Genomic DNA, 24,632 nt, shown 5'->3' with positions numbered 1-24,632 from the left:
ATCAGAAGAAGATCAAAACGGTGGGAGCGGGCTTGCTCGCGAAGGCGGTGGGTCAGTGATTGATAGGCTGGCTGACACTGCGCTTTCGCGAGCAAGCCCGCTCCCACATTTGATCTCCGGTGTTTGGATAAATACATTTCAAGGCCATAAAAAAGGCGACCCGAAGGTCGCCTTTTGTCATTGCGCGTATTGCTTGCTCAACCCCGGCGGCACGCCGTGCACGTCGGTCTCTTCCCACGGGCCGTTCGGGCTGATGGAGCGGCTCCAGCCGTTGCTCCAGCGGTAGTAGGTGCGCTGGCGGTAGAAGGTGTCGGGCTGTTCGTCCAGCACATACACCTGCATCGTGCCGTCCCAGTGGCTGGAGGCGCCCGGTGGCGGGGCGAAGGTCGGCGATTTGCTCGGCAGCGGCTTCGGCGGTGGCGTTACCGGGCCGGAAGGTTTGGTGCTTGGTTGAGTCGACGGGCCCGACGGTGGGATGGTCGGGCCGGTGGGCGCGGGAGGTGGCCGGTGGACCGCACAAGCGCTCAAGCCGAGTACGAGGCTGAGCAGGGTGATGCGTGCAAGAGCGGTCATAGGCGTTTCCTCGATTTACTTGTCCGGACTGTCGATGGTCAGCGTCTGCAAGGCAGTGGTGCTGCTGGCCAAGGGTTGGCTGCGGCCGATCCATTCGCCAGTGGTCGGTTGACCGGCCCGGGATATGCGCGCAACCAGTTGGACTTCGGGGAAGTTCGACAGTTTCAACTGCGGCATCATCGCGTCAGCATCGCCCAGTTCGACAGTGACCGGCAGTTCGGCAACGGTGACGCGCTTGGCGGCCAACGGCGCCGGCGGACCGTTTACGGCACGGGCGAAGATGAACACGCTATCGGTTGGCAAGGCTTTGGCCTTCACCTCGGCAGACAGGTCCACACGCACTTTCATCACGGTTTTTTGCGCAACGGTACCGCCGCTTTCCTTGAGCTTCTCCGCCGCGCGGTCGATGCCGCCTTGCAGGGCGACACGTGAATTATCTGCCGGTGGCAATTGCGCCAACAGGCGGTTCCAGTAGTCGATTGCCTCTTGGTAGCGCTGACCTTCAAAGGCGGCAATGCCAAGCAAACCAAGGCTGGTAACTTCCTTCGGGTCCAGCTTCAAGGCTTCATCAGTCAACGCCTGCACCTTGGGCGACCATTGCTTGTTGTCGGCAAAGTACTGCGCCTGGGCCCACTGGCCGAGCAGTTCCGGCTGACGACCGGCCAACGCCACGGTGCGTTCGAAGACTTTCGCCGCATCGGCCGAGCGGTCCTGAGCCATATAGGCGCGGCCGAGGAAGTACAGGCCTTCCGGCGAGTCCGGCTGGGCAGCGGCGGCACGCTCCAGACGCTGGGTCATGTCTTGCATGGACACCGGCGGCTGGGAGAATTCGCGGGTCAGTTCGACCTTGTCGCTTGCCCCGTAATGCAGGTACAGCGCAACGCCCAGCACCGGCACCAGGAAAGCCGCCAGAAACGGCAGCGGTTTGCCCAGGCGCGATTCGCGGGGTTTTTCTACGCCTTCGGTGTCGGCCAGCAGCTCGCGGGCCGCTTCGGCGCGGCCGGTGTCGAGTTGCACGGCATTCAGCACGCCTTCGTCCTGCTGCACTTGCAGCTCGGCGACGCGTTCCTGGTAGAGCGCCACGTTCAGCGCGGTGCGATCCTCTTCACGCTGGGCGCGGCGGCCGCGCAATACAGGGATTAACAGGAAACTCAGGGCAATCAGGAGCAGCAACCCTGCTGCGAGCCAAAAATCAATCATCAGTCTTGGTGTCCAGCAATTGGTCGAGGCGCTTGCGCTCTTCGGGGGATAGTGCGTCGGACCCATCGGTGGGTGCGGCGCGACGACGGCGGACAATCACGGCCATGACCACCACGCCGGCCAGCAACAGCCCCGCGGGGCCGAACCAGAGCAGTGCGGTCTTGCCGTTGAGGGCCGGTTTGTAGCGCACGAAATCACCGTAGCGGTCGACCATGAAGTCGATGATCTGCTGGTTGTCCTTGCCCTCGCCCAGCATGCGGAAGATCTCTTTGCGCAAGTCGGCGGCGATGGGCGCGTTGGAGTCGGCGATGTCCTGGTTCTGGCACTTGGGGCAGCGCAGTTCCTTGGTCAGTTCGCGAAACCGCTCGCGGTCACCGTCCTTGGCGAATTCGTAGGTGTCGATGGCGGCGTGGGCCACGCCGGCCAATCCCAGCGCCAGCACCGCAGCAGCTAACAGACGCTTCATGGCTTGGCCTCATCGACCAGCGCCTGGTACTTGGCGGCCAATTGCTCGCGCCAGACCACTTCGTCGATCACGCCGACGTACTTGTCGCGGATCACGCCCTTGGCATCGATAAAGAAGGTTTCCGGGGCGCCGTATACGCCAAGGTTCAAACCGAGGTTGCCGTCTTCATCGCGAATGTCCAATTGATAAGGGTTGTGGAACTCCGCCAGCCACTTCAAGGCCGCCGCATTGTCGTCCTTGTAGTTGATGCCGTAGATCACCACGCCCTTCTCGGCCAATTTGTTCAGCACCGGGTGTTCGACGCGGCACGAGATGCACCAGGTCGCCCACACGTTGACCAGCGCCGGTTTGCCCAACAGGTCGGCCTGGGTCAGGGTCTTGTCACCCTGCACGGTCTTCAGGCTGAACGCCGGGAAGGGCTTGCCGATCATCGCCGAGGGCAACTCGGCCGGGTCCAGGTACAGCCCGCGATACAGGAACACTGCCACCACCAAAAAGGCCGCCAGCGGTAACACCATCAACCAACGCTTCATGCCGCCGCTCCTGAAAGGCCGAGGGCTTCGCGCACCCGGCTCTTGACCTTGACCCGATAACGCCGGTCCAGCGCGGCCAGCAAACCACCAAAACCGGTGAGCAAACCGCCGAACCAGATCCAGCGCACGAACGGTTTGACGTGCACACGCACCGCCCAGGCGCCGTCGCCCAGCGGTTCACCCAGCGCCACATAGAGGTCGCGGGTGAAACCGGCGTCGATCCCGGCTTCGGTCATCATTGAGCTCTGCACGGTGTACAGACGTTTTTCCGGATGCAACACGGCCACTTCCTTGCCGTTGCGCACTACACGGATGGTGCCTTTGTCGGAGGTAAAGTTAGGGCCTTCGAAGTGCTTGGCGCCTTCGAAGATGAAGTGGTAGCCGGCCAGGTCCATGGACTCGCCGGGTGCCAGGCGCAGGTCGCGCTCGGCGCTGTTCTGGCTGGAGAGCACCACGCCCAGAGCGCACACGGCAATGCCGATGTGGGCGATTTGCATGCCCCAATAGCTGCGGGTCAAGGTTGGCAAGCCTTTGATCAGGCCTTTGTGACGGGTCTTGTCGACAATATCGCGCACGCCGGCCAGTAACACCCAGGCGGCGAGCAGGAAGGTGGCGAGCACCGCCCAGTTGAAATCGCCGTAAGCGAACCCGGCGATCACCGCCAGGGCCACGCTGCCCAACAGCACTGGCATCAGCATGCCGGCCAGCCATTTCACCGGGGTGTCTTTCCAGCGCACCAGCATGCCGACCGCCATGACCACCATCAACAGGCCCATCAATGGAATAAACAGCGCGTTGAAATACGGCGGGCCAACGGACAACTTGGCGCCGCTCAAGGCATCCAGCACCAGCGGGTAAAGGGTGCCGAGCAGAATCATCGACGCGGCCACCACCAGCACCAGGTTATTGCCCAGCAGCAGGGTCTCCCGCGACCAAAGGTTGAAACCGACCTGGCTCTTGACCACCGGCGCGCGCAGGGCGAACAGGGTAAGTGAGCCGCCGACTACAAACAGCAGGAAGATCAGGATGAATACGCCGCGCTCAGGGTCGGACGCAAACGCATGCACCGACGTCAGCACGCCCGAACGCACGAGGAAGGTGCCGAGCAGGCTGAGGGAAAACGCCGCGATGGCCAGCAACACGGTCCAGCTCTTGAACACGCCGCGCTTTTCGGTGACGGCAAGCGAGTGGATCAGCGCCGTACCGACCAGCCATGGCATGAACGAGGCGTTTTCCACCGGGTCCCAGAACCACCAGCCGCCCCAGCCGAGTTCGTAATAGGCCCACCATGACCCCAAGGTGATACCAATACCGAGGAAGGCCCAGGCGACGATGGTCCACGGCCGCGACCAGCGCGCCCAAGCGGCATCGAGGCGCCCGCCGAGCAAGGCGGCGATGGCGAAGGCGAAGGCCACCGAGAAACCGACGTAACCCATGTAGAGCATCGGTGGGTGCACGATCAGACCGATGTCCTGCAGCAATGGGTTGAGGTCATGCCCGTCTACCGGGATCTGCGGCAGGATGCGGCTGAACGGGTTGGAGGTCATGATCAGGAACAGCAGGAAGCCGATGCTGATCATGCCCATCACCGCCAGCACCCGCGCCAGCATGACTTGCGGCAATTGGCGCGAGAACACCGACACCGCGAAGGTCCAGCCACCGAGGATCAACGCCCACAGCAGCAACGAGCCTTCGTGGGCGCCCCACACGGCGCTGAACTTGTAGTACCAAGGCAGCGCGCTGTTGGAGTTATTGGCCACATAGGCGACGGAAAAGTCGTCAGTCATAAAGGCGTAGGTCAGGCAACCGAACGCGAACACCAGGAAGGCAAACTGGCCCCAGGCGGCCGGCTGGGCCAGGCTCATCCACAGGCGGTCGCCGCGCCAGGCACCGAGCAACGGCACCACGGCCTGGACGACGGCAAAGCACAGGGCGAGGATCATCGCCAACTGACCCAGCTCCGGAATAAACAGTGCAGATGTCATGGCTTAACCCTCCTTGGCAGGCTGTGAAGTTGCGCCTGGGGCGGATTGGCCGCTGTCTTTGAGCGCCTTGGTAACTTCCGGCGGCATGTATTTCTCATCGTGCTTGGCCAGCACTTCATCGGCGACCACGACACCCTCAGCGTTGAGCTTGCCCAGGGCGACGATGCCCTGGCCCTCGCGGAACAGGTCCGGGAGGATGCCGCGATAGGTAATGGTGACGGCCTTGTTGAAGTCGGTGACCACGAAGGTCACGTCCAGAGAATCGCCGGAACGCTTCAGCGAGCCCTTCTCCACCATGCCGCCGGCGCGAATGCGCGTGTCCAGCGGGGCTTCGCCGTTGGCGATCTGGGTTGGGGTGTAGAACAGGTTGATGTTCTCCCGCAGGGCGCTCATCGCCAGGCCCACGGCAATACTCACGCCGGCCAGGATGGCAAGGATGATCAACAGACGCTTTCTACGCAGCGGATTCACTTTTCGGTCTCCCGGCGCAGACGACGCGCCTCTTGTTGCAGGTAACGCTTGCGGGCCAGGATCGGCGCGGCGACGTTAAGGGCCAGCACCGCCAGGCAGATGCCATAGGCCGTCCAGACATACAGGCCATGATGGCCCATGGCGAGAAAATCACTGAAAGAATCAAAACTCATCCACGCGCTCCCAGGCAGGTTTGCACTTCGGCCTTGACCCAACTGGCGCGGGCTTCACGCTTGAGCACCTCGAGGCGCATGCGCATCAGCAGCACGGCGCCGAAGAAGCAGTAGAACCCCAGCACCATCAGCAGCAGCGGCGCCCACATTTCCACGGGCATTGCCGGTTTTTCGGTGAGGGTGAAGGTGGCGCCCTGGTGCAGGGTGTTCCACCACTCCACCGAGTACTTGATGATCGGGATGTTGATCACGCCGACGATGGCCAGTACCGCACAGGCCTTGGCGGCGCTGTCACGGTTACTGATGGCGTTACCCAGGGCAATCAGGCCGAAGTACAGGAACAGCAGGATCAGCATCGACGTGAGACGCGCATCCCACACCCACCATGAACCCCAGGTCGGTTTGCCCCAGATCGCGCCGGTGACCAGCGCCACGGCAGTCATCCATGCGCCGATGGGGGCGGCGCATTGCAGGGCCACGTCGGCCAGCTTCATCTTCCACACAAGGCCGACGACGCCGCACACGGCCAGCATCACGTAACAGGACTGGGCCAGCATCGCGGCCGGCACGTGGATATAGATGATGCGAAAGCTGTTGCCTTGCTGGTAATCCGGCGGCGCGAAGGCCAGCCCCCAGACCAGGCCGATGCCGATCAGCAACAGGGCTGCGATGCTCAACCACGGCAGCAGCTTGCCGCTGATGCCGTAAAACCATTTGGGCGAGCCGAGCTTGTGAAACCAGGTCCAGTTCATTGCTGTTTCCATCACGGTTGTTTCTCGTCTTTGCGAGAAACTCAGGGTCTTTACTGGTTAATAACGCTTAACCAGACCTCATTATTCGCCGACGCTGATCTTCAGGCCAGCCGCTATAGCAAAGGGTGTCAGGGTTACCGCCAGGGCGGTCAGGCTGCCAAGCCACAAGAGGTAACCCGTCGCCGGCATGCCCATGAGCGCGGCTTGCAAAGCACCGCTGCCCAGGATCAACACCGGGATATACAAAGGCAGAATCAGCAGGGCCAGTAACAGGCCGCCCCGCTTCAAACCGACGGTCAACGCTGCGCCCACCGCCCCCAACAGGCTGAGCACCGGCGTACCGAGTAACAAGGAACACAGCAACACCGGCAGGCATTCGACGGGCAAGCCCAACATCATCGCCAGCAGCGGCGAGAGCAAGACTAGCGCCAAGCCGGAAAAAGCCCAGTGTGCCAGTACCTTTGCCAGTACCAGAAGTGGCAAAGGGTGCGACGAAAGGACCCACTGTTCCAGGGAACCGTCTTCGAAATCACTGCGAAACAGCCCATCCAGCGAGAGCAGGACGGACAAAAGCGCTGCCACCCACACCAGCCCCGGGGACAAGGTTTGCAACAGTTTAGTATCGGGGCCGACCGCCAACGGGAACAACGCGATGACAATAGCGAAGAACACCAGCGGATTGGCCAATTCAGCCGGGCGACGGCACAGCAATCGTGCTTCACGGGCGACCAACAGGGCAAACACACTCATAGCGACCACCGGCCCAAGTCCATGTCACGGTAACCGGCAGGCACGTGCGTCAGACTGTGGTGAGTCGTGAGGACCACCAACCCACCCTGCTCACAGTGCCGGGCCAGGTGTGCTTCGAGTTGAGTCACGCCCTGTTTGTCGAGGGCGGTGAACGGTTCGTCGAGAATCCACAGCGGCGGGCCGGGCAGATACAAACGGGCCAGGGCCACGCGGCGTTGCTGCCCGGCGGACAACGTATGACAGGGCACGTCTTCGAAACCCTTGAGGCCGACCGCCGCCAGGGCTTGCCAGATGGCGTCGCGGGAAGCCGGATGATGCAGGGCACTGAGCCAACTGAGGTTTTCTTCGGGCGTGAGCACATCCTTGATCCCGGCGGCGTGGCCGATCCAGATAAGGTTGCGGGCGAGTTCGGTGCGTTGTTCGTTGAGGGGCTTGCCGTTGAGTCGCACCTCACCTGCCGTCGGCTGCATCAACCCGGCCAGCAAGCGCAGCAAACTGGTTTTGCCGCTGCCGTTCGGGCCGCTGATTTGCACCATGTCGCCGCCCGCCAGACGCAGTTCGAGGTGTTCGAACAGCATCCGCAGGTCGCGTTCACAGGCAAGCGCTACGGCTTCAAGAAGAGGGCTGGTCAAGAGATCGCGGGCCTTTACGGTTCAAGTCGGCGGTGCAGCGGCCGTTATAGAGAGATGCACAATAACGGCTTTGGCGACCGATTTTAGAGAGCTGGATCAAATAGTTGTGAGGTTTTTACCGCTCTCTTTGCAGACGGGCGGCATTATACATGTGATGCCCTACTCTAAAGAGGGCAATTTCCCCAGAGACGACGCGCACGATGACCGGTGAGATCAACCTTCCTACGCTGCCTCCTGCCCCGGCCACCGGGCCAGCCCCGCTGCCCCCGACCGGTGAGTTGCTCAAACTGCTGGAGCCGCAGACCGGCTTGATCGACCCTGGGAAAACTGTAAACGCCGAGGTGATTGCGCTTAAACAAGGCGGCGACGCGTTTCAACTGTTGCTCAAGTTGACCCTCGAAGGCGGCCGCCAGACCCTGGTGCAAGCCAGCAGCGCGCAACCATTGCCGCTGGGCAGCAACGTGGCGGTGAGCCAGACGCCGACAGGCAACCTGACCATTACCTTGCAGCAAGCCTTGAGTGCCAATGTGGCCGCCCTCACCCGTATCGACACCACGCAAATGCCGGAAGGCACGCTGCTGCAGGCCAAGGTGCTGACCACCCAGATGCTGCCGCAGGGCGCGACGCAACCGGCGATCTATCGCTCGCTGGTGACGGTGCTCAATAACGCCCTCGCCGGGACGACGCTGACCCTGGAAAGCCCGCAGCCACTGCGGGTCGGCAGTTTACTCAGCGCCGTGGTGCAGAATGCGCAAACCTTGAATTTCGTGCCGTTAAGCGGGCTTAAGGATCAATTGGCCGTCGCGCAACAACTCTCGACCCAGCAAAGCCGCCAGGGTTCGCTGGACGTGGTCTTTACTGCCTTGCAAAACTTGCCCGCTGATGACAGCACCTCCACCGACCTGCGCGCCGCCGCCGCGCGTTTGCTGGCGGCCCTGCCAGACCTGGCACAAGTCAGCAATCCCAAGGTCCTGGCGCAATTGGTCCAGAACAGCGGCGCGTTTCTTGAAGCCAAGTTGTTGGTCGGGCAAAATCCGCAAATTCCCCCGCTGGACATGAAAGGCGCACTGCTGCGCCTGGTCGCCGAGCTGGTGCCGGCCCTGCCCACCGGCACCAACCTCAACGCCATCCTCGCCGCCAATACCCTGGCCCAGGTGCTGCCGAACTTCGTGCGCAACCCGCTGAGTACGCTCGGCCAGATCAGCGCCCGGCAAGCACCCGCTGGGTTTCCGCTGCCGGATCGGTTGATGCAGCGCCTGGAAGGCGAAAGCGACCTGGAAAACCTGCTGCGCCTGGCAGCCGGGGCGATTTCACGCTTGCAGAGCCACCAGCTGTCGAGCCTGGAGCAGACCGGCACCACGGCCGACGGCCGGCTGCAGACCACCTGGCAGTTGGAAATCCCCATGCGCACCTTGCAGGACATCGTGCCATTGCAGGTCAAGTTCCAGCGCGAAGAACCCACGCCGGACAAGGACCAGCCCGAGCGCAAAGACAAAAAAGACCCCAAGCAGATGCTCTGGCGCGTCGAGCTGGCGTTCGACATGGAGCCGCTCGGGCCGCTGCAGGTTCAGGCGCAACTGACACAGGGCAAACTGTCCAGCCAGTTGTGGGCGACTCGGCCCTTTACCGCCAGTTTGATCGAAAGCCACTTGGGCAACTTACGCGAGCGCCTGGTGACCTCGGGTCTCAATGTCGGCGACCTGGATTGCCACCTCGGCACCCCGCCACGCGGGCCACGCACCGGACTGGAGCAACGCTGGGTGGATGAAACCGCATGAAAAACCCAACCCCACCGCGCCAGGCGATTGCCCTCAAGTATGACGGCCAGCAAGCACCGACCCTGACAGCCAAGGGCGACGATGCCCTGGCCGAAGCCATTTTGAAGTTGGCGCGGGAAAATGAAGTGCCGATCTATGAGAACGCGGAGCTGGTGAAGCTGCTGGCGCGCATGGAATTGGGGGACAGTATCCCGGAGGAGTTGTACCGCACGGTGGCGGAGATCATTGCGTTCGCCTGGACACTCAAAGGCAAGTTCCCGGTGGGGTATGACCCGAATGCCGAGCCGGTGGAGCGGGATGTGACGGAGCGTGGCGACGATTACTGAAAAGTCTCAGAAATACATAATCCAAAATGTGGGAGCTGGCTTGCCTGCGATAGCGGTACACCTGTTCCAGATAAGCAAGCTGACACATCGCCATCGCAGGCAAGCCAGCTCCCACATTTAGCTCTCTATTGTCAGTTCAGGACTTCACTCAGGGGGATGAAGTTGACTCGATCCCCCAATGCCAACGTCGTTCCCTCCAACACCTCCACAAACCCCTCGGCCCACGCCGCGCTGCGCAGCACGCCGGAACTCTGGTTGCGGTAGATGATTGCTTTGCCCTGCTCGATACGCCCGCGCAGATACTCGCGGCGATTGCCCGGCTTGGGCCAGGTGAAGCCCACCGGCACTTCGAAACGCAGCGGCGCCACGTCCTGCACACCTTGGCGGCGCAGCAGATAAGGGCGGGCCAGCAGCGCGAAGGTCACCAGAGTCGAGGCCGGGTTGCCCGGCAGGCCGATCACCGGCACGCCACGAAAATGGCCGAAGGTCAGCGGTTTTCCCGGTTTGATCGCCAGCTTCCACAAGGCCAGCTCACCCTCTTCGCGCAGGGCGATGCCGAGGAAGTCCGCCTCGCCCACCGACACGCCACCGGTCGACAGAATCAAGTCGACACTGCCCAAATCGGCCAGGCGTGTGCGGGTTTTTTCCAGATCATCCGGCAGAATCCCGGCATCGATCACTTCACAGCCCATCCGCGCAAGCCAGCTGCACAGCACACGGCGATTGCTGTTGTAGATTTGCCCCGGGCCCAGCGGCAAGCCCGGCTCGATCAGCTCGTCACCGGTGGACAGCACGGCCACGCGCACGCGGCGCACCACACTCAGGCGGTCATGGCCGAGGGACGCAGCCAGGCCCAGCTCGATCGGGCCGAGCCGGGTGCCGGCGGTTAATACACACTCGCCGACGGTGGTTTCCTGGCCTTGGGGGCGGATGTTCTGGTTGACCTGCAAGGGTTCGGAGAAGCCCACGCGTTCGTCGGCGTGGACCACGGCGTTTTCCTGCATCTCTACACAGTCCGCACCTTCGGGCACCGGGGCGCCGGTAAAGATGCGCGCGCAAGTGCCTTGCGCCAATGGCTGCGGCGCCTGGCCGGCGAAGATGCGCTGGCTGACGGGCAAGGGCTCGCCATTCCAGTCCGACAGCCGCAGGGCGTAGCCGTCCATGGCGCTGTTGGGCCAGGGCGGCAGATCGAGGGTGGAGATGAGGTCTTGCGCCAGCACACGGCCATCGCACCCGCCCAGAGGCAGCACGTCCTGCTCACGGATCGGCGCGGCTTCGGCCATGTCCAGCAGTTGGCGCAACGCGTCTTCCACCGGCAGCAAAGCGCCGGTTTTACCGGGCTTATCCACGGGATTCGCAGGGTTCGGCCTGCTTCAGGTGGGGAACGAAGTTGCACGGGCGGTGGCGGTTATCCAGTTGCTCGGCAAGGATGCCATCCCAGCCTGTGCGCACCGCATTGGTCGAACCTGGCAGGCAACATACCAGCGTGCCATTGGCCAGGCCGGCCAGGGCGCGCGATTGCACGGTGGAGGTGCCGATATCGGCCACCGAGATCTGGCGGAACAGTTCGCCAAACCCATCGACTTGCTTGTCCAGCAGGCAGCTCACCGCTTCGGGCGTGCTGTCACGGCCGGTGAAGCCGGTGCCACCGGTGATCAGCACCACTTGCACCACGTCTTCGGCGATCCAGTGGGCGACTTGGGCGCGAATTTTGTAGAGGTCGTCCTTGAGCAGCACGCGCTCGGCCAGGTTGTGGCCGGCGGCGGTCAGGCGGTCGACGAAGACCTGGCCCGAGGTGTCGGTGTCCAGGGTGCGGGTGTCGCTGACGGTCAGTACAGCGATATTCAGGGGTACAAAGGGCGCATCAGCCTTGGCTTTCATGGCTCGGTCCGGTTGTCGAAGGAACAGCCCGATGTTATATCACAGGGCCCTATTTACCTGCCGCAGCGGAACCGCCATGTCTCTCGATTCTTCGCCCCTGCCCTGTTCGATTCTGCTGCTGGCCGGTGGCCGTGGCCAACGTATGGGCGGCCAGGACAAAGGCCTGTTGCAATGGCAGGGTCAGCCGCTGATCGCGCACTTGCAGCGCCTGACCCGGCCACTGACGGACGACCTGATTATCTCGTGCAACCGCAACCACGAGCGGTACGCGCCCTATGCCGACCAGTTGGTGAGCGACGACAACCCAGACTTCCCCGGCCCGCTGGCAGGCATCCGTGCGGGCTTGGCTGCCGCACATCATGAGCATGTGTTGATACTGCCGTGTGACGTGCCGAATATAGACGTGGGACTACTCACCGACCTGCGTGAGACTGCTCGCCGCAATCCGCTGCTGCCGGTGATGGTGCGTCATGGTGAATTCTGGGAACCCTTGATCTGCATCATCCCGACTTGCCTCCAAACCGAGGTAGAACGGGCATGGGACGCCGGTGAACGGAGCCCGCGCAAGATCCTCTTGCAACTGGGTGGCGTGGGCCTGGAATGCCAGGCGCAAGACCCGCGGCTGGCCAACCTGAACACACCGGAGCTGTTGCACCCAGGGTTCGGCGTGTCAGAATGAACCTCGCACAAGGAACTTTGTCGACGCCACGCGCGTCACAAGGTCAGCTGTTTAAAAGAATTCTTTTGGAGACACACTCATGACTCAACGGACCATCGCCGCTCTCATGCTTGCACTGGGCCTCGCCACTCTCGCCGGTTGCGCCTCGCCTACAGTGATCACCCTGAATGACGGTCGCGAAATCCAGGCCGTCGACACCCCTAAATACGACAAGGCTTCGGGCTTCTATGAGTTCGAGCAACTTGACGGCAAGCAGACCCGCATCAACAAAGATCAGGTTCGCACCGTTAAAGACCTGTAAGTCTTAGGGTTTGCCAACAAGGCCCGCCTCGCGCGGGCCTTGTCGTTTCCGGGAGTTACCAGTCGAGACTGATCCGGCTGCGGAACTCGCGTTGTTCACCCGTGACCGGGTCGATAAACCGCACGCCCTGGGCCAGCAGCTTGAGTGGCTTGGCGTAGTCGTCCTCGGCGTCCTTGATCACGTCGGGGTAGAACGGGTCATTGCAGATACTCGCCCCCAGCGCGGTCATGTGCACGCGCAGCTGGTGCTTCTTGCCGGTCACGGGAAACAGGCCGTAGCGCCACAGGTCGCCATTTTTTTCGCGCACTTCCACCGCGGTTTCGGTGTTGCTGGCGCCCGGCCCTTCCTGCATGCGGAAGAACGGCTCGCCATCCACCAGGCGGCTTTTGTGCACCCTGGGGAACGTCAGGTTCGGCAAGGCTGGGGCGATAGCTTCGTAGAATTTGTCGATGCGCCGCGTGGGAAACAGCTGTTGATACGCCGAACGGCTTTGCGGGTTGGCCGAGAACAGCACCAGCCCGGCCGTATGGCGGTCGATGCGATGCAAGGGAACAAGCGCGGGGTTATCCAGGCGACGAATCAGGCGGCGCAACAGGGTCTGCTCGACGTATTCGCCGGCAGGCGTTACCGGCAGAAAATGCGGCTTGTCGGCCACGACCAAATGTTCGTCGGCGTACAGGATGGTTTCCTTTACCGGGATCACCTTCTCATTCGGTACTTCACGGAAGTAATAAATGCACAGGCCTTCCTTGTAGGCCAGGCCGAGGCTGATCGGGTTGCCGTTGATGTCGAGCACACGGCCTCGGGCGATGCGGTCCAGCCAGTGTTCACGACTGATCGCCGGAAAATGCTCGCACAGGCAATCCAGCACGGTTGCCCAGGGGCCAGGTGGCAAATACAACGTGCTGGCTTGGTGCTGGGACGCGGAGAAACCGGATGTGGACATGACAATGCTCAAAGCCTGGAAAATCAGGCAGGCATTATCCCGCATGGAGCGGGATTGAGCCTAGGGCGGATCTCAGGCCTTTGCCAATTCGGCCCGCAGGATCGGCGAGGCACTGGCGGCGTCGGTAAACTCCTTGAGCCAGCGCAGCACGTCCACCGCTTCCCAACGGCCGGGATCGTAAAGCGCGTACAACAAGCCCTGGTAACCCACGACATCCAACTGCTTGTGGTAACCGGCGCGCTGGAACAAGGCTTCGATTTCTGCGAAGCAGGTATTGAAATGCACTTTGTTAAACGGCGTCTTGCCTTCCGTGACCAGGCCATCCAGGCGCAGCTCGTTCACCGCGTCGCGCACGACATCGGCGGACATGCGATTGACGCTGCTTTTCAGTTGTTCAACATTCACCACGGGCGTTCCCTCTACTCAATCACTGTACAAGCATACAGTAACGTAATAATTGGAAACTCGCCATCGGTGACGGACATCTGTTTCACCGAGACTCAACCGTTGTGCGTCGGACGCATCCCCGACTTGAAAGGCTTTTTCAGAGATTTCCCAAGCGAGCGCTTATCTGCTGGCAATTGCTTCGTAGAACATCAACAAATTGCTCCACGGTAGACGATTCGGGGCGGTGCAACGGCCGTACGACGCTCACACAGTAAGAAATTGAGTGGGAAAAGCGACGGATCTGCAAACCCCGGCCAACATAGTCGAGGGCTGTGAGCGGGTTCACAATGGCAACGCCGACCCCCAGGTTGACGGTCGCACACACGGCGCTCGCGTTATGCGTCTCTACCACCAGGCGCCTTTCAATGCCTGACTGCTGAAAGATAGCGTCGGTTTTGATTCTGTAGGGATCATCCGCTGCAAGGTAAACAAAGTTTTGCCCCTCGAAGTCTTGTGGTGTAAGGACGGTTTTCGCATTCAACTCGTGATCAGACGGCAAGACACACACCACGTCGAGGTTTAAGAGTGTTTCGACGTAGGTTCCCGGAGGTGTTTCCAGGGTTTCAGTCAACCCCAGGTGATAACGCTGAGCAGTCAGCGACTCCTCGAGCGCGGGCGACTCCTGCGGCGTGATGTTAATGCTCACGCCCGGAAATTTACTGCAGAAATCCTGGCAGACCTGCGGTAACAGAGCATTTGAGAAAGCCGGAATACACGTCAACGAAATTTGCCCTTGCCGAAAATGCCTGATGGCCTCGACGGCATTTTTCACACGGGCCAGCCCGACATAGCTGCGTTGAACTTCATCGAACAGCATCAGACCATGCTCTGTCGGGATCAACTTTGCACCCGCGCGCTTGAACAACGTCAACTGGGTCAGCGTTTCGAACCGGCTGAGCTCTCGGCTGATGGTGGGCTGCGAGGTATGCAGAAGTGCAGCGGCAGCTGTCGCACTGCCTGTGGTCATTACCGCCCAGAATACTTCTACATGGCGAAAACTGAAATTCATGGGCCAACCTCGCGATGAATTGAACAAGCTCGATCATATCAGAAATGAATAGCCAGCCACTAAATTGATATTTTTACTTTGTTTTTTTGCTGCGCATACTTTCCCAGTACTCAACACTTTAGCGATCAAGGTGATCGCTACTTGAGTGCGCTTATCGCGTCCTGAATAAAATAACTCTATAGCGAGCGGGCGATGAAATACCGGCGATTTGGACGACTGGAATGGAACGTTTCTGAAGTTGGATATGGAATGTGGGGCGTCGCTGGTGGTGAAGGGGGTTGGACAGGCTCATCCGATATCAGCGGCATGGCGGCGTTGGAACATTCGATTAATCTAGGCTGTAACTTTTTCGATACGGCATGGATTTATGGTCGTGGCCACAGCGAAAAAATGCTTGGAGAAGCATTGCGCAACCACCCCGGCAAAACCTTATATGTTGCCACTAAAGTTCCGCCTAAGAACCGAGAGTGGCCCTCTCATCGGGGTGACCGCCTAGACCAAATATTTCCGCCTGATCATATTAACGAATATGTCGAGAAAAGTTTGCAGTCATTAGGCATGGCCTCCCTGGATTTATTGCAGTTTCATGTATGGGAAGATGCCTGGGCCAAAGATGAGTCCTGGATGCGCGTTGTTGATGAACTCAAACGGCAAGGCCTGATTCGCGGCATCGGCATAAGTGTCAATCGCTGGGAGCCAACCAACGTAGTTGAAACACTCAAAACGGGAATGATCGACGCGGTACAAGTGATTTATAACGTCTTTGATCAAGCGCCTGAAGATGAATTACTTCCGTTATGCCGTGAACTGGACATTGCCGTCATCGCCAGGGTGCCCTTCGACGAAGGCTCTCTGACGGGGAATTTAACGGTCGATTCCACTTGGCCCGCGGGTGATTGGAGAAGCAGCTATTTCGTGCCAGAAAACCTGGCAGCGACAGTTGCGCGGGTCGAGTCTTTGAAACGGGCTCTTCGCACCGACACTCACCTATCGGAAGTTGCGCTGAGGTTCATCCTGTCCAACGATAACATCACAACTACTATTCCTGGCATGCGTTCTATCCCACACGTGGAAGCAAACGTAGCGTGTTCTGAAAAGGGAAAGATAGGGCAGACGCTGATGACGTTGTTAAGACAGCACAGGTGGGACCGTGAGCCAACCGCATGGTCACAATAATAGGCGTGAAGCGGAAACGTTAATAACAACAACTCTATAAAGGACTACAGCGTGAAATTCTCGGACTTGAAAGGCAAGAAAGTTGGAATCTGTGCATCCGGTGGCCTGGTTAGCTTATTCATTGCACAGCGTTTGAAAGAGGAACAGGTCGACGTCGAACAGTTCATTGTCGATATCGGCCAACCGGGTGATGAAGCGCACAAGTTTTGTGCAGACAACATTGAATTGATGCAGGCCGTAAATGTCATTGATTTGAAGGAAGACATTGCGCTTAGCTTTCTCCAGGCTGTACGTGCCCAGGCTCAGTACGACGGTGGCTACTGGAACACGACTGGCATTGCCAGAGCGGTAACCGTCAAGGGGCTGGTGAATGCATTGCGCACGCGGCAGTGCAGTGTATTGGCACATGGCGCAGTTCACGGCGGCAACGATGAATTCCGCTTCAATTACTACTTGAAAATGTTTGCGCCAGAGATCACGCCCTTTTCGCCTTGGGAAGACTCAAGCACGTCCGATCGGTTTCGAACCCGCGTTGATATGGGCGATTTTGTTGCCGACGCTGACGAAACCATGATGCGCAATAAAGCCAATCACTCCGTTGATGCCAACGTCGGCGGCGTGTCACATGAGAATCGCGAAGTTGAGGTGCTCTCAAATTCACCCGACATGATCAGCCCCATTATGGGCGTAAGGGTCATGGATGCGCCGGACGTGCCAGAGACTTGCAGCATTACCTTTAAGCAAGGTATCCCCGTTGAGATTAATGGTCAGCCCGTGAGTCACTACCAGGCGATCGCCGAAGCTAACAGGATCGCGGGTCGCAATGGGGTGGTCTTGAAGAACGTATTGGAAAACCGAATGAACGGCACTAAGGGTCGCGGCCTATACGAATCTCCGGGGCTTGATATGCTCGGTATTGCAGCAAAACATCTACTGCAAGCAACGGTTGACAAGGACTCATGGGAGGTCCTGCGGTTCTTGTCGCCCTTTATCGCACGTCAATCGTATGCAGGTCGTTTGTATGACCCCGCCACGCAAGCCGCATTGGCCAACGTGGCAGCATTGACTGAACAGGCGAATGGCACCGTCGATGTGATCGCGTATAAAGGCAACTACATGGTTGACCGCGTACGCGAGTACTCCAAGTCGCGATTCACCGCACAACAATTCCGTTTCGCTCATGGCGGGCAAAAGTGGATCACTGAATCCGTTTAAGTCATGAGGGGCTGACGGTCCTCGCAGCCTGCACGTATTGTTGAAATAAAGGTTAACTATGCAGCACAGACTAATTGTTATGTGGGCCCCTCCACGCTCGCTGTCCACCGCGTTTGTACGTGTGATCGCGGCGCGTGGCGACTTCACTATATTGCATGAGCCTCTGTGCGACCTGTCGGCGCGCGGTGTATACAACCACCCGCAGACGGATCATTCAACTCAGACGTTGAACAACTCAACGGAGATGTTCAACTACGTACAGGCATTGCGTGCGCAGCGTGCTGTGTTCATCAAAGACACCTGTGAGTTTGACTATCGCCACCGACTGACGGGAACGCATTATATGCGTGAGGCGCAACATGTATTTATGTTGCGCAACCCGGAGAAGGTGATTAACTCACACTATCATATTAACCCAGACCTGACATGTAATGAGGTCGGCTACCAACACTTGGCTGAACTCTATGATGCCGTGAGGGCTGAGTCGATACATTCGCCCTTGTTCGTTGATGCGGATGACATGATCCTGAGTCCTGAGTGTGCAATCTCGAGTTTTTGCAGCGATGCAAACTTGCAACACATACCCGCTGCTCTCCAGTGGCAGAGCGGACACTTGGATGTGTGGGAGCGAACCCAGCATTGGCACCTGGATGCAGCAAACAGCACACGCATCGCGCCGATCAAAAAGCAATACAGCACGCGTGTAGACAACCATCCGGCACTGCATGAATTTTATTTAGAAAACATGCCGTATTATGAGTATTTAAAGCGCGAACGTGAGGCTGTACTAAACAAAAACCTTGGTGATCTAAGGTGACGAAAGAAATGCATACAACTGATGGGTCCTGCGACCTGACGTGGCAATTATTTCCCGTGGAACAATCTATGCGCAGCGCTAGATTGAAACAAAAACCGTGTGTGCTTTGGTTTACTGGCTTAAGTGGGGCCGGCAAGAGCACCGTGGCCGGTCTTGTAGAGTCGCTGTTATTCCAGAAAGGTTACCTGACTTACGTATTGGACGGGGACAACGTACGTCATGGGCTATGCCGTGATCTGGGCTTCACCCACCAAGGGCGAAGTGAAAACATTCGGCGGGTGGGTGAAGTCAGCAAGCTGCTGGCTGACGCGGGTTTAATCGTATTAACCGCGTTTATTTCTCCTTTTCGACATGACCGTGCCCTGGCAAGAGCTCTGATTGGCGACAGTGATTACGTGGAAATCTTTATCAATGCCTCTTTTGATGTGTGCGAGGCGCGCGATCCAAAAGGGCTCTATAAAAAGGCCAGGGAGAAACAGGTCGCCGAGTTCACCGGCATTGATTCTCCGTACGAACCACCGGTACACCCAGAGCTCATCATCAATACTGACACTCAAACCGCGATTGATTGCGCGGAGAAGATTGTCAACTATTTATACAGCACGGGTCGGCTGTTATTGGAGTCAGCGGATAACTGCTTGCCCCGCGAGCGTGTCAGTGCACGCAGTTAACGTCATCAATTCGAGGAAGCAAGATGGACCATTTTAATTTTATCGACGGGCATTTACATGTGGAAGACCTCGATGTTCGTCAGATAGTCGAACAGCATGGAAGCCCGGTTTATATCTATTCAGCGCAGACGCTGAAAAATCACTACACCGTGCTCAAAGATGCTTTTTCCGCCCTCTCGCCATTGATTTGTTTTTCAGTTAAAAGCTGCAGTAACCTCAGCATCCTTAAGCTCTTAGTCGATCAAGGATCAGGGCTTGATGTGGTGAGTGGCGGCGAGCTCTACCGGGCACTGATGGCGGGCGTGACTGCGGATAAGATTGTGTTTGCCGGTGTCGGCAAGTCACATGAAGAAATTCGCTACGCGGTTGAAACTGGCGTTTTCCTTTTTAATGTGGAGTCTGAGGCCGAGTTGCTGCGGCTGGATGAGATCGCTTCGACGGCCGGTAAGCGCATAAAGGTGGCCATTCGTGTTAATCCGGATGTCGCCGATGCTGGCACCCATGAAAAAACATCAACAGGCGGTCGTCAGACAAAATTTGGCATTCCGATTGAACGCGCCTATGAACTCTTCGAACCAAAGCGTTACCCAAGCGTAGATGTCGTTGGTATCCATATTCACCTTGGATCGCCGATTCCATCGGCTCAGACTTATTTGTCTGCCATCGATAAGATTGAGGACATGACTAATCGGCTTGAGGCGGTTGATTGCAAAATCGAATTTGTCAACATTGGCGGAGGCTTTCCAGCGCAGTACGGAACAGAAAGCAATCCCGTTTGTTCATTAACTGAAACGGGAGCACTCATTGGTGAGCGTCTACAAGGACTGAAACAGCGGGGCATTCGTTTCATCATTGAACCTGGTCGTTCGATCAGCGCAAATGCCGGTATTTTGCTGACCACTGTCGAATATATTAAACAGGGCTGGGATCGCAAGATTGCGATTGTGGATGCGGGCATGAACGCACTGCTGCGCCCCACCCTGTATGGCGCTAACCATATTATTTGGCCGACCCAATTTAACAATTTTTCTGGCCATTGGACTGCGTTAACGGAGAGCACCCAGCATTCCGACACCCCCCCCTTGGAAGAAACCGATATTGTCGGACCTATTTGTGAGACCGGCGACCACTTTGCTTTAGGTCGACCATTACCGGCGTTCGGCAATGGCAGTTTATTGGCTATTTTTTCATGTGGTGCATATGGCATGAGCATGGCCAGCCAATACAACTCCCGTGGGCGCCCACCCGAAGTATTAGTTGAGGGCAGCCATGCCAAGTTAATACGGGCTCGTGAGACTTACGAAGATTTAGTGGCTCACGAATTATGTGGTTTAAACAACGCTTAACGCTGACTCACTGCGGCGGCTCTCTCAATAGACTGGAATGTGACAATGACTAACAAAATGGCAGTAATCGTCGATGCTTATTCCACTGGCGCGAAACTGGCCTCTAAGTTTCATTCAGAGGGTGTAGCCGTTTTGCACGTCCAAAGTGCCTCGCCCATCATTGATTTTTATATCAACGATTTCAAACCCGGCGATTTTATCGCTAACGTGGTTTTTAACGGCTTGGCCGAATGCTTGGTTGAAATAGATCGGTGGTTGAACGGCATCAAACCCATTTGTGTTTTAGCCGGTGCAGAGACGGGCATTGAATTAGCGGATCTGCTCGCCTCCGAACTGGGCGTAGAAGGAAACACCAAGGAGACGTCGCGTGTTCGGCGAGATAAATACGCAATGGCCTGCGCGCTTAAAGAAGCGGGTTTAGCCACGCCTGATTTTCTGCGCACGGACAGTTTACATGCGTTAACTGAATGGGCCTCAGGCCACTGTTGGCCACTTGTACTGAAGCCCTTAGCCAGTGCTGGCAATGACAGTGTATTTTTCTGCAACAACCCCACCGAACTGAAGAATGCTTTTCACTCCATCTACAACAAAGCCAATCGCTTTGGCGGGCACAATAACCATGTGTTAGCGCAGACCCTTTTGAAGGGCACGCAATACGTCATTAATAGTGTTTCGATCGACGCGCAGCATTATATTTCTGATATGTGGATAGATCGCCGCAAAGTGATTGCCGGTGCATCAAATATTTATGATTGCGAAGAACTCCTGGCCTATGAGGGTGAGGTACAGGAGGCTTTAGTCAGCTATATGAAAAAAGCGCTGGATGCGCTGGGTGTGCGTAACGGGCCCGCTCACTCCGAAATCATGATGACTGCTGAAGGCCCGGTGTTGATTGAAACAGGCGCCCGCCTGCAGGGTGCAATGCTTGAAGAGGCCGTCATTGAGGCGCTTGGCGAGAGCCAGGTCACTCTGACGATCGAACGTTATTGTCACCCTCACCTGTTCAAACGGCGTTTGGGCCAGCAGTATGTTTTATCAAAACATGTCCTATGCGTAGCAATGATTTCCGACCAGGAAGGTGTCATTGTCGAGACGACAGGCTTCGAGAACATTCGCTCGCTTTCCTCCTATGCATGCCATTTTCATCTGCCTGAAAAGGGTGATGATATATCACGCACCATCGATTTATTCTCGATCCCTGGCGTTGTTTATCTCAGCCATGAAGAACTCGCTGTTCTACAGCAGGACTACGAAACGATCCGTCGGCTTGAGCGAGCACACCAAGTGTTTTCTGTGCATGAGAAAGTGTTTGCATAACACCGGGACCACTCGGAACCACCTTAGTTGAGCGAGTAGCACAGCCTTCGCTCGCTTGCCGATTGACCATTTACAACATTCTCTGACGAAAGCACATAGCGCTTAAATTGTTTATACATTTCTATTTACAGGAGTATTAGATGATTATTGGTCAACGCGAGCACTCGCCCCTGAATGGCGGTCAGCCAGACAGGTTAAGTGTACTGGCGATGGTGTATGCGGCTGCACACATGCAGGGAAGCAAAACAGCAGTCACCTGCGGTGATCACTCCCTTACTTATAATGAACTAATCGCCGCTGCACGCGCCAACGCCAAGCGTTTGCACGCGTGCAGTGTGAGCGATAAAGACATTGTGCTCTGTGCATTGCCGACCGGTGTTGAGCTACCCATCGCTTGGTTGTCCGTGATGATGACCAACGCCATCATTATTCCGATAGATGCCAAATGGCCGGAAAATAGAATACACGCCGTCGTTGAGGCCAGTCAGGCAACATGGGTTATAACGAATGGAGAACAGCCCGCTTTAAGGAATGCCGGCTTGAATCTATTTGAGATAAGATTCGACGGGGCGACGGACTTAAGTCCTGAAGCGCACGCTCAGTGCGTCTCAGACGACCTGCTCTATGGTTTCTTCACATCGGGATCAACCGGCCGCCCGAAATGCGCCTTGAATTATCACGCTGGACTTGTGAATCGCTTTGCCTACATGACTAAACGCTTTGGTGGCGGGCATACTGTCTATCAGAACAGCGCGCCCTTATTCGACTCGTCGATTTGGCAAATGCTATGGCCGCTCACCAACGGTGGCATGGCAGTATTGCCTAAACAGCGCGATCACTGGAATGTAGAGTCGCTGGTTGACGAGATAGAGCGTCATCAAATCACGATGACTGATTTCGTACCCACCCTCTTCAAATTATTAATTCGTGCTTTAGAGAATGGAACCCTTGCTGCAAAACGCTTAGACAGCTTGCGGCATGTCTTGATCGGCGGAGAAGAGATTGACGCTGAATCCGTGCACACGTTTAGGCGCTTGTTCCCACGTTGTACGGTCATCAATACCTATGGTCACACCGAGGCATCAATCGGGATGGTATTTCATGAGGTGTGCGATCACGACGATGACAAGATTCCACTCGGCCTGCCTATCGATAATACGTATGTCAAAATAGTTGACGACCAGTTGAGGCCCGTCACCGATGGTGCCTTTGGTGAAATTGTTGTTGCCGGTATTTGCGTCGGGGGGGGCTACCTCAATGCTCCGGAACTGAGCGCACGATCATTTATACGTAATCCATTTTCAGACCTGCCTGGGGAGAAGGTCTACCTGACTGGTGACATTGGCCGTATACGGTCTGATGGTTGCCTGGAATATGGCGGCAGAGCTGACGATCAAGTAAAGGTGCGTGGCGTTCGCATCGAACTCAATGAAATAGTGTCGGCAATCAAGACGGGGTTCGAGGCCGTAAACGACGCACTGGCGTTTGTCTTGCCAACTCAGCAGGGCGACGCAAGTCTGGCGCTGGTCTACGTGTCGTCACACGCATTGGATTTGCAGCACGTACGGCGCGAACTGGCGCGGCATCTGCCGGCGACACACATGCCCCAGTTGGTGCATCACTTGAAGACGCTGCCTATTTCACCGAATGGGAAAGTAGACCGTAAACGCATAATCAATGACTTGAAAAACCATCACTCAGATACGCTACAACCTTGCAGCAGCAGTACCCTTCTGGAAAAAGTGGTTGCTTGTTATCGCATCGTACTGCTGAACAATCAGATGGATGGTGAAGACGACTTTTTCGAGTGCGGTGGAGATTCGTTAGCGGCGGCTAATCTGTCACTGACATTGGGCGAGCATATTTCAACCGATGTTCCGATGACCGCTATTTATCAGTACTCAACGCCGTCACGGCTGGCCGACTTTATCAGCGGCCGTGAGCGAACGGTCGACGCCACGCAGAGCGACCGCTTAGCAAGGGTCGCATTCACTAATCACCAGCCGACGGCGACAACGAGTGCGACGCTCTTATTGACCGGATCGAGTGGTTTTGTTGGCATTCATATTCTTGCGCACCTATTAGCCACCACCCACCTGAACGTGACCGTTCTGCTACGCGGCAGCAGCAGAGAAAGTGCTTTATGCCGTTTGGAAAACGTGTTCCTGAACGCGTTCCCTGCACAAGAATTACAACGCCAACGTATTAATGTCGTGCTGGGTGATTTGGCCTTGGCGCGTTGGGGGCTGAATCAAGATGAATGGCAACATCAATGTGCTTCTGTTGATGAGGTGATTCATTGTGGCGCAGCGGTCAATTTCCTGTTCCATGCCTCTCAATTGTTCTCTGCGAATGTGGGTGGAACCCAGGAACTCATCCGATTCTGTAACGAAGGTAAGGCAAAGAGGTTGCACCACGTTTCATCGTTGGCAGCCAAGCTGCCTTCAGGTGCCGGCCGCGTTTCGGGAGACATCGTCTCGGAAGTCGAGGCAGCCGCATTAGGTGTGACCGGGTATGGATATACCAAATACCTGGCAGACAACCTCATCGTTGCCGCACAGCAGCAAGGGCTGCATGCCAGGATCTATCGGGTTGATGATGTGTTGCCTTCAATGAACACCGGCTACTCGAATGGTCAGTCGCTCTTTCATTTACTGCTAAAGCAATGCGTTCAGATGGGCGTTGCGCCTGCTGGCTGCGGCAGCCTGGGACTACTGTCTGCGGACGCGTTGGCCGAGTGGCTGTGCACGTTTGTGGGTAGCCAGGAACGGTTCGAGAGCGGGGCATCATTGATTGATGTTGTTGGCCAACAATACGTTGGATTTGACGACATTGTGCGCTATACCGCGCAGAAAATCGGTCGTGATACAGCCTCCGCATCCTACACAGAATTTTTGTCAATGCTCACGCACATGGGTCAAAGTAAAGCAACGTTGATACATCAAATATTACCGCCAGTGGATGCTGACAAAGTGGCATTCACCAAAGAGTCCAGTTGTTTGCCAGAGAATATTCCTCACGCCCATCTAATCACAGCGGACCTGAATAGTTTTGATGCTTTCATTCGCTTGCTCAAAGCCGAACTAGACGAGATGCCAAATAGCAAACATAGCGTGCTGAGCTAAAGCGCGAAGTGCGTGGCTTGAACGTTGACAAGCACTTTAACTGTTTACCTTTATTTTCCAGGA

The 24,632-nt window shown here is 57.3% G+C and carries 26 protein-coding genes; 11 read left to right on the top strand and 15 right to left on the bottom strand.

Going from position 1 to position 24,632, the window contains the following annotated elements; genetic code table 11:
* Nucleotides 1-177: 177 nt before the first annotated feature.
* The 10 genes from ACI77D_RS18020 to ccmA all read right to left on the bottom strand — a co-directional run bounded on the left by ACI77D_RS18020 (nucleotide 178) and on the right by ccmA (nucleotide 7,535).
* The gene (locus ACI77D_RS18020) at nucleotides 178-573 is read right to left on the bottom strand and encodes a hypothetical protein (RefSeq protein WP_221294301.1); all 396 of its coding nucleotides are present in this window, start codon (nucleotides 571-573) and stop codon (nucleotides 178-180) included.
* Between the two features lie 15 nt (nucleotides 574-588).
* On the bottom strand, nucleotides 589-1,773 hold the full coding sequence (ccmI, locus tag ACI77D_RS18015) for a c-type cytochrome biogenesis protein CcmI (protein WP_064451575.1): 1,185 nt from the start codon (nucleotides 1,771-1,773) through the stop codon (nucleotides 589-591).
* On the bottom strand, nucleotides 1,766-2,239 hold the full coding sequence (locus ACI77D_RS18010) for a cytochrome c-type biogenesis protein (RefSeq protein WP_064451574.1): 474 nt from the start codon (nucleotides 2,237-2,239) through the stop codon (nucleotides 1,766-1,768). The genes ccmI and ACI77D_RS18010 overlap by 8 nt, the downstream gene beginning before the upstream one ends.
* Entirely contained in the window at nucleotides 2,236-2,772 is a 537-nt protein-coding gene (locus ACI77D_RS18005) for a DsbE family thiol:disulfide interchange protein (RefSeq protein WP_128590345.1), read from the bottom strand. The genes ACI77D_RS18010 and ACI77D_RS18005 overlap by 4 nt, the downstream gene beginning before the upstream one ends.
* Nucleotides 2,769-4,757, bottom strand: coding sequence for a heme lyase CcmF/NrfE family subunit (locus ACI77D_RS18000; RefSeq protein ID WP_064451572.1), 1,989 nt, complete (start codon nucleotides 4,755-4,757; stop codon nucleotides 2,769-2,771). Before ACI77D_RS18000 ends, ACI77D_RS18005 begins: the two co-directional genes overlap by 4 nt.
* A gap of 3 nt (nucleotides 4,758-4,760) precedes the next feature.
* Nucleotides 4,761-5,228: a cytochrome c maturation protein CcmE gene (gene ccmE, locus ACI77D_RS17995; protein WP_221294298.1), complete on the bottom strand. Its 468-nt coding sequence runs from the start codon at nucleotides 5,226-5,228 to the stop codon at nucleotides 4,761-4,763.
* Nucleotides 5,225-5,401, bottom strand: a complete 177-nt coding sequence (gene ccmD / locus ACI77D_RS17990) for a heme exporter protein CcmD (protein ID WP_407017166.1) — start codon at nucleotides 5,399-5,401, stop codon at nucleotides 5,225-5,227. Before ccmD ends, ccmE begins: the two co-directional genes overlap by 4 nt.
* The gene (locus ACI77D_RS17985) at nucleotides 5,398-6,153 is read right to left on the bottom strand and encodes a heme ABC transporter permease (protein WP_064451570.1); all 756 of its coding nucleotides are present in this window, start codon (nucleotides 6,151-6,153) and stop codon (nucleotides 5,398-5,400) included. Before ACI77D_RS17985 ends, ccmD begins: the two co-directional genes overlap by 4 nt.
* Nucleotides 6,154-6,234: 81 nt before the next feature.
* Nucleotides 6,235-6,903, bottom strand: a complete 669-nt coding sequence (ccmB, locus tag ACI77D_RS17980; protein ID WP_064451569.1) for a heme exporter protein CcmB — start codon at nucleotides 6,901-6,903, stop codon at nucleotides 6,235-6,237.
* Nucleotides 6,900-7,535: a cytochrome c biogenesis heme-transporting ATPase CcmA gene (gene ccmA / locus ACI77D_RS17975; protein ID WP_407017165.1), complete on the bottom strand. Its 636-nt coding sequence runs from the start codon at nucleotides 7,533-7,535 to the stop codon at nucleotides 6,900-6,902. The genes ccmB and ccmA overlap by 4 nt, the downstream gene beginning before the upstream one ends.
* Nucleotides 7,536-7,735: 200 nt before the next feature.
* On the opposite strand from ccmA, the gene ACI77D_RS17970 reads away from it, so the two are divergent.
* Both ACI77D_RS17970 and ACI77D_RS17965 read left to right on the top strand, forming a co-directional pair.
* Nucleotides 7,736-9,313, top strand: coding sequence for a flagellar hook-length control protein FliK (locus tag ACI77D_RS17970; protein ID WP_064451567.1), 1,578 nt, complete (start codon nucleotides 7,736-7,738; stop codon nucleotides 9,311-9,313).
* On the top strand, nucleotides 9,310-9,639 hold the full coding sequence (locus ACI77D_RS17965) for an EscU/YscU/HrcU family type III secretion system export apparatus switch protein (protein ID WP_053255183.1): 330 nt from the start codon (nucleotides 9,310-9,312) through the stop codon (nucleotides 9,637-9,639). The genes ACI77D_RS17970 and ACI77D_RS17965 overlap by 4 nt, the downstream gene beginning before the upstream one ends.
* Nucleotides 9,640-9,770: 131 nt before the next feature.
* On the opposite strand, the gene glp is transcribed toward ACI77D_RS17965, so the two are convergent.
* Together glp and moaB are read right to left on the bottom strand one after the other, a co-directional pair.
* Entirely contained in the window at nucleotides 9,771-10,988 is a 1,218-nt protein-coding gene (gene glp / locus ACI77D_RS17960) for a gephyrin-like molybdotransferase Glp (protein WP_407017164.1), read from the bottom strand.
* Nucleotides 10,981-11,520 carry a molybdenum cofactor biosynthesis protein B gene (gene moaB / locus ACI77D_RS17955; RefSeq protein ID WP_056857153.1) on the bottom strand — a complete coding sequence of 180 codons (540 nt, stop codon included), beginning with the start codon at nucleotides 11,518-11,520 and terminating at the stop codon, nucleotides 10,981-10,983. Before moaB ends, glp begins: the two co-directional genes overlap by 8 nt.
* A gap of 76 nt (nucleotides 11,521-11,596) precedes the next feature.
* On the opposite strand from moaB, the gene mobA reads away from it, so the two are divergent.
* On the top strand, nucleotides 11,597-12,199 hold the full coding sequence (gene mobA, locus ACI77D_RS17950; protein WP_262667416.1) for a molybdenum cofactor guanylyltransferase MobA: 603 nt from the start codon (nucleotides 11,597-11,599) through the stop codon (nucleotides 12,197-12,199).
* Between the two features lie 79 nt (nucleotides 12,200-12,278).
* Nucleotides 12,279-12,500, top strand: a complete 222-nt coding sequence (locus tag ACI77D_RS17945) for a YgdI/YgdR family lipoprotein (protein ID WP_017136187.1) — start codon at nucleotides 12,279-12,281, stop codon at nucleotides 12,498-12,500.
* A gap of 55 nt (nucleotides 12,501-12,555) precedes the next feature.
* On the opposite strand, the gene ACI77D_RS17940 is transcribed toward ACI77D_RS17945, so the two are convergent.
* The 3 genes from ACI77D_RS17940 to ACI77D_RS17930 all read right to left on the bottom strand — a co-directional run bounded on the left by ACI77D_RS17940 (nucleotide 12,556) and on the right by ACI77D_RS17930 (nucleotide 14,902).
* On the bottom strand, nucleotides 12,556-13,446 hold the full coding sequence (locus tag ACI77D_RS17940; RefSeq protein ID WP_221294296.1) for a pseudouridine synthase: 891 nt from the start codon (nucleotides 13,444-13,446) through the stop codon (nucleotides 12,556-12,558).
* A 72-nt stretch (nucleotides 13,447-13,518) separates the two neighbouring features.
* Nucleotides 13,519-13,854 carry a hypothetical protein gene (locus tag ACI77D_RS17935; protein ID WP_016978478.1) on the bottom strand — a complete coding sequence of 112 codons (336 nt, stop codon included), beginning with the start codon at nucleotides 13,852-13,854 and terminating at the stop codon, nucleotides 13,519-13,521.
* A 136-nt stretch (nucleotides 13,855-13,990) separates the two neighbouring features.
* Nucleotides 13,991-14,902 carry a LysR family transcriptional regulator gene (locus ACI77D_RS17930; protein WP_407017163.1) on the bottom strand — a complete coding sequence of 304 codons (912 nt, stop codon included), beginning with the start codon at nucleotides 14,900-14,902 and terminating at the stop codon, nucleotides 13,991-13,993.
* Nucleotides 14,903-15,094: 192 nt separating this feature from the next.
* Between ACI77D_RS17930 and ACI77D_RS17925 the strand changes: the two genes are divergently transcribed.
* The 7 genes from ACI77D_RS17925 to ACI77D_RS17895 all read left to right on the top strand — a co-directional run bounded on the left by ACI77D_RS17925 (nucleotide 15,095) and on the right by ACI77D_RS17895 (nucleotide 24,569).
* Nucleotides 15,095-16,078, top strand: a complete 984-nt coding sequence (locus tag ACI77D_RS17925; RefSeq protein WP_407017162.1) for an aldo/keto reductase — start codon at nucleotides 15,095-15,097, stop codon at nucleotides 16,076-16,078.
* Nucleotides 16,079-16,129: 51 nt separating this feature from the next.
* The gene (locus ACI77D_RS17920; RefSeq protein ID WP_407017161.1) at nucleotides 16,130-17,293 is read left to right on the top strand and encodes an argininosuccinate synthase domain-containing protein; all 1,164 of its coding nucleotides are present in this window, start codon (nucleotides 16,130-16,132) and stop codon (nucleotides 17,291-17,293) included.
* Between the two features lie 79 nt (nucleotides 17,294-17,372).
* Nucleotides 17,373-18,110, top strand: a complete 738-nt coding sequence (locus tag ACI77D_RS17915; RefSeq protein WP_407017160.1) for a hypothetical protein — start codon at nucleotides 17,373-17,375, stop codon at nucleotides 18,108-18,110.
* A complete protein-coding gene (gene cysC / locus ACI77D_RS17910; RefSeq protein WP_407017159.1) occupies nucleotides 18,107-18,781 on the top strand; it encodes an adenylyl-sulfate kinase in 675 nt (224 codons plus the stop codon). Before ACI77D_RS17915 ends, cysC begins: the two co-directional genes overlap by 4 nt.
* Nucleotides 18,782-18,804: 23 nt before the next feature.
* Nucleotides 18,805-20,127, top strand: a complete 1,323-nt coding sequence (lysA, locus tag ACI77D_RS17905; RefSeq protein WP_407017158.1) for a diaminopimelate decarboxylase — start codon at nucleotides 18,805-18,807, stop codon at nucleotides 20,125-20,127.
* Nucleotides 20,128-20,172: 45 nt separating this feature from the next.
* Nucleotides 20,173-21,444 (top strand): ATP-grasp domain-containing protein, encoded by a 1,272-nt coding sequence (locus ACI77D_RS17900; protein WP_407017157.1) that lies wholly within the window; start codon nucleotides 20,173-20,175, stop codon nucleotides 21,442-21,444.
* Nucleotides 21,445-21,584: 140 nt separating this feature from the next.
* A complete protein-coding gene (locus tag ACI77D_RS17895) occupies nucleotides 21,585-24,569 on the top strand; it encodes an amino acid adenylation domain-containing protein (protein WP_407017156.1) in 2,985 nt (994 codons plus the stop codon).
* Nucleotides 24,570-24,632: the final 63 nt, after the last annotated feature.

Source organism: Pseudomonas sp. O39, from assembly GCF_045447295.1.
GTDB lineage: Bacteria > Pseudomonadota > Gammaproteobacteria > Pseudomonadales > Pseudomonadaceae > Aquipseudomonas > Aquipseudomonas antarctica_A.
The sequence above is the reverse complement of the archived record's forward strand: the minus strand, read 5'-3'. Positions and strand labels throughout refer to the sequence as shown.

Bases quoted from the DNA above. Each gene is read 5' to 3' on its own strand.
- ACI77D_RS17915 (WP_407017160.1), top strand. From the start codon at position 17,373: ATGTGGGCCCCTCCACGCTCGCTGTCCACCGCGTTTGTACGTGTGATC.
- ACI77D_RS17970 (WP_064451567.1), top strand. From the start codon at position 7,736: ATGACCGGTGAGATCAACCTTCCTACGCTGCCTCCTGCCCCGGCCACC.
- ACI77D_RS18005 (WP_128590345.1), bottom strand. From the start codon at position 2,772: ATGAAGCGTTGGTTGATGGTGTTACCGCTGGCGGCCTTTTTGGTGGTG.
- mobA (WP_262667416.1), top strand. From the start codon at position 11,597: ATGTCTCTCGATTCTTCGCCCCTGCCCTGTTCGATTCTGCTGCTGGCC.
- ACI77D_RS17895 (WP_407017156.1), top strand. From the start codon at position 21,585: ATGATTATTGGTCAACGCGAGCACTCGCCCCTGAATGGCGGTCAGCCA.
- ACI77D_RS18010 (WP_064451574.1), bottom strand. From the start codon at position 2,239: ATGAAGCGTCTGTTAGCTGCTGCGGTGCTGGCGCTGGGATTGGCCGGC.
- ccmD (WP_407017166.1), bottom strand. From the start codon at position 5,401: ATGAGTTTTGATTCTTTCAGTGATTTTCTCGCCATGGGCCATCATGGC.
- ACI77D_RS18000 (WP_064451572.1), bottom strand. From the start codon at position 4,757: ATGACATCTGCACTGTTTATTCCGGAGCTGGGTCAGTTGGCGATGATC.
- ACI77D_RS17900 (WP_407017157.1), top strand. From the start codon at position 20,173: ATGACTAACAAAATGGCAGTAATCGTCGATGCTTATTCCACTGGCGCG.
- ccmI (WP_064451575.1), bottom strand. From the start codon at position 1,773: ATGATTGATTTTTGGCTCGCAGCAGGGTTGCTGCTCCTGATTGCCCTG.
- ACI77D_RS17930 (WP_407017163.1), bottom strand. From the start codon at position 14,902: ATGAATTTCAGTTTTCGCCATGTAGAAGTATTCTGGGCGGTAATGACC.
- ACI77D_RS17925 (WP_407017162.1), top strand. From the start codon at position 15,095: ATGAAATACCGGCGATTTGGACGACTGGAATGGAACGTTTCTGAAGTT.
- moaB (WP_056857153.1), bottom strand. From the start codon at position 11,520: ATGAAAGCCAAGGCTGATGCGCCCTTTGTACCCCTGAATATCGCTGTA.
- ACI77D_RS17965 (WP_053255183.1), top strand. From the start codon at position 9,310: ATGAAAAACCCAACCCCACCGCGCCAGGCGATTGCCCTCAAGTATGAC.
- ccmB (WP_064451569.1), bottom strand. From the start codon at position 6,903: ATGAGTGTGTTTGCCCTGTTGGTCGCCCGTGAAGCACGATTGCTGTGC.
- ACI77D_RS17985 (WP_064451570.1), bottom strand. From the start codon at position 6,153: ATGAACTGGACCTGGTTTCACAAGCTCGGCTCGCCCAAATGGTTTTAC.
- lysA (WP_407017158.1), top strand. From the start codon at position 18,805: ATGGACCATTTTAATTTTATCGACGGGCATTTACATGTGGAAGACCTC.
- ACI77D_RS17945 (WP_017136187.1), top strand. From the start codon at position 12,279: ATGACTCAACGGACCATCGCCGCTCTCATGCTTGCACTGGGCCTCGCC.
- ACI77D_RS18020 (WP_221294301.1), bottom strand. From the start codon at position 573: ATGACCGCTCTTGCACGCATCACCCTGCTCAGCCTCGTACTCGGCTTG.
- ACI77D_RS17940 (WP_221294296.1), bottom strand. From the start codon at position 13,446: ATGTCCACATCCGGTTTCTCCGCGTCCCAGCACCAAGCCAGCACGTTG.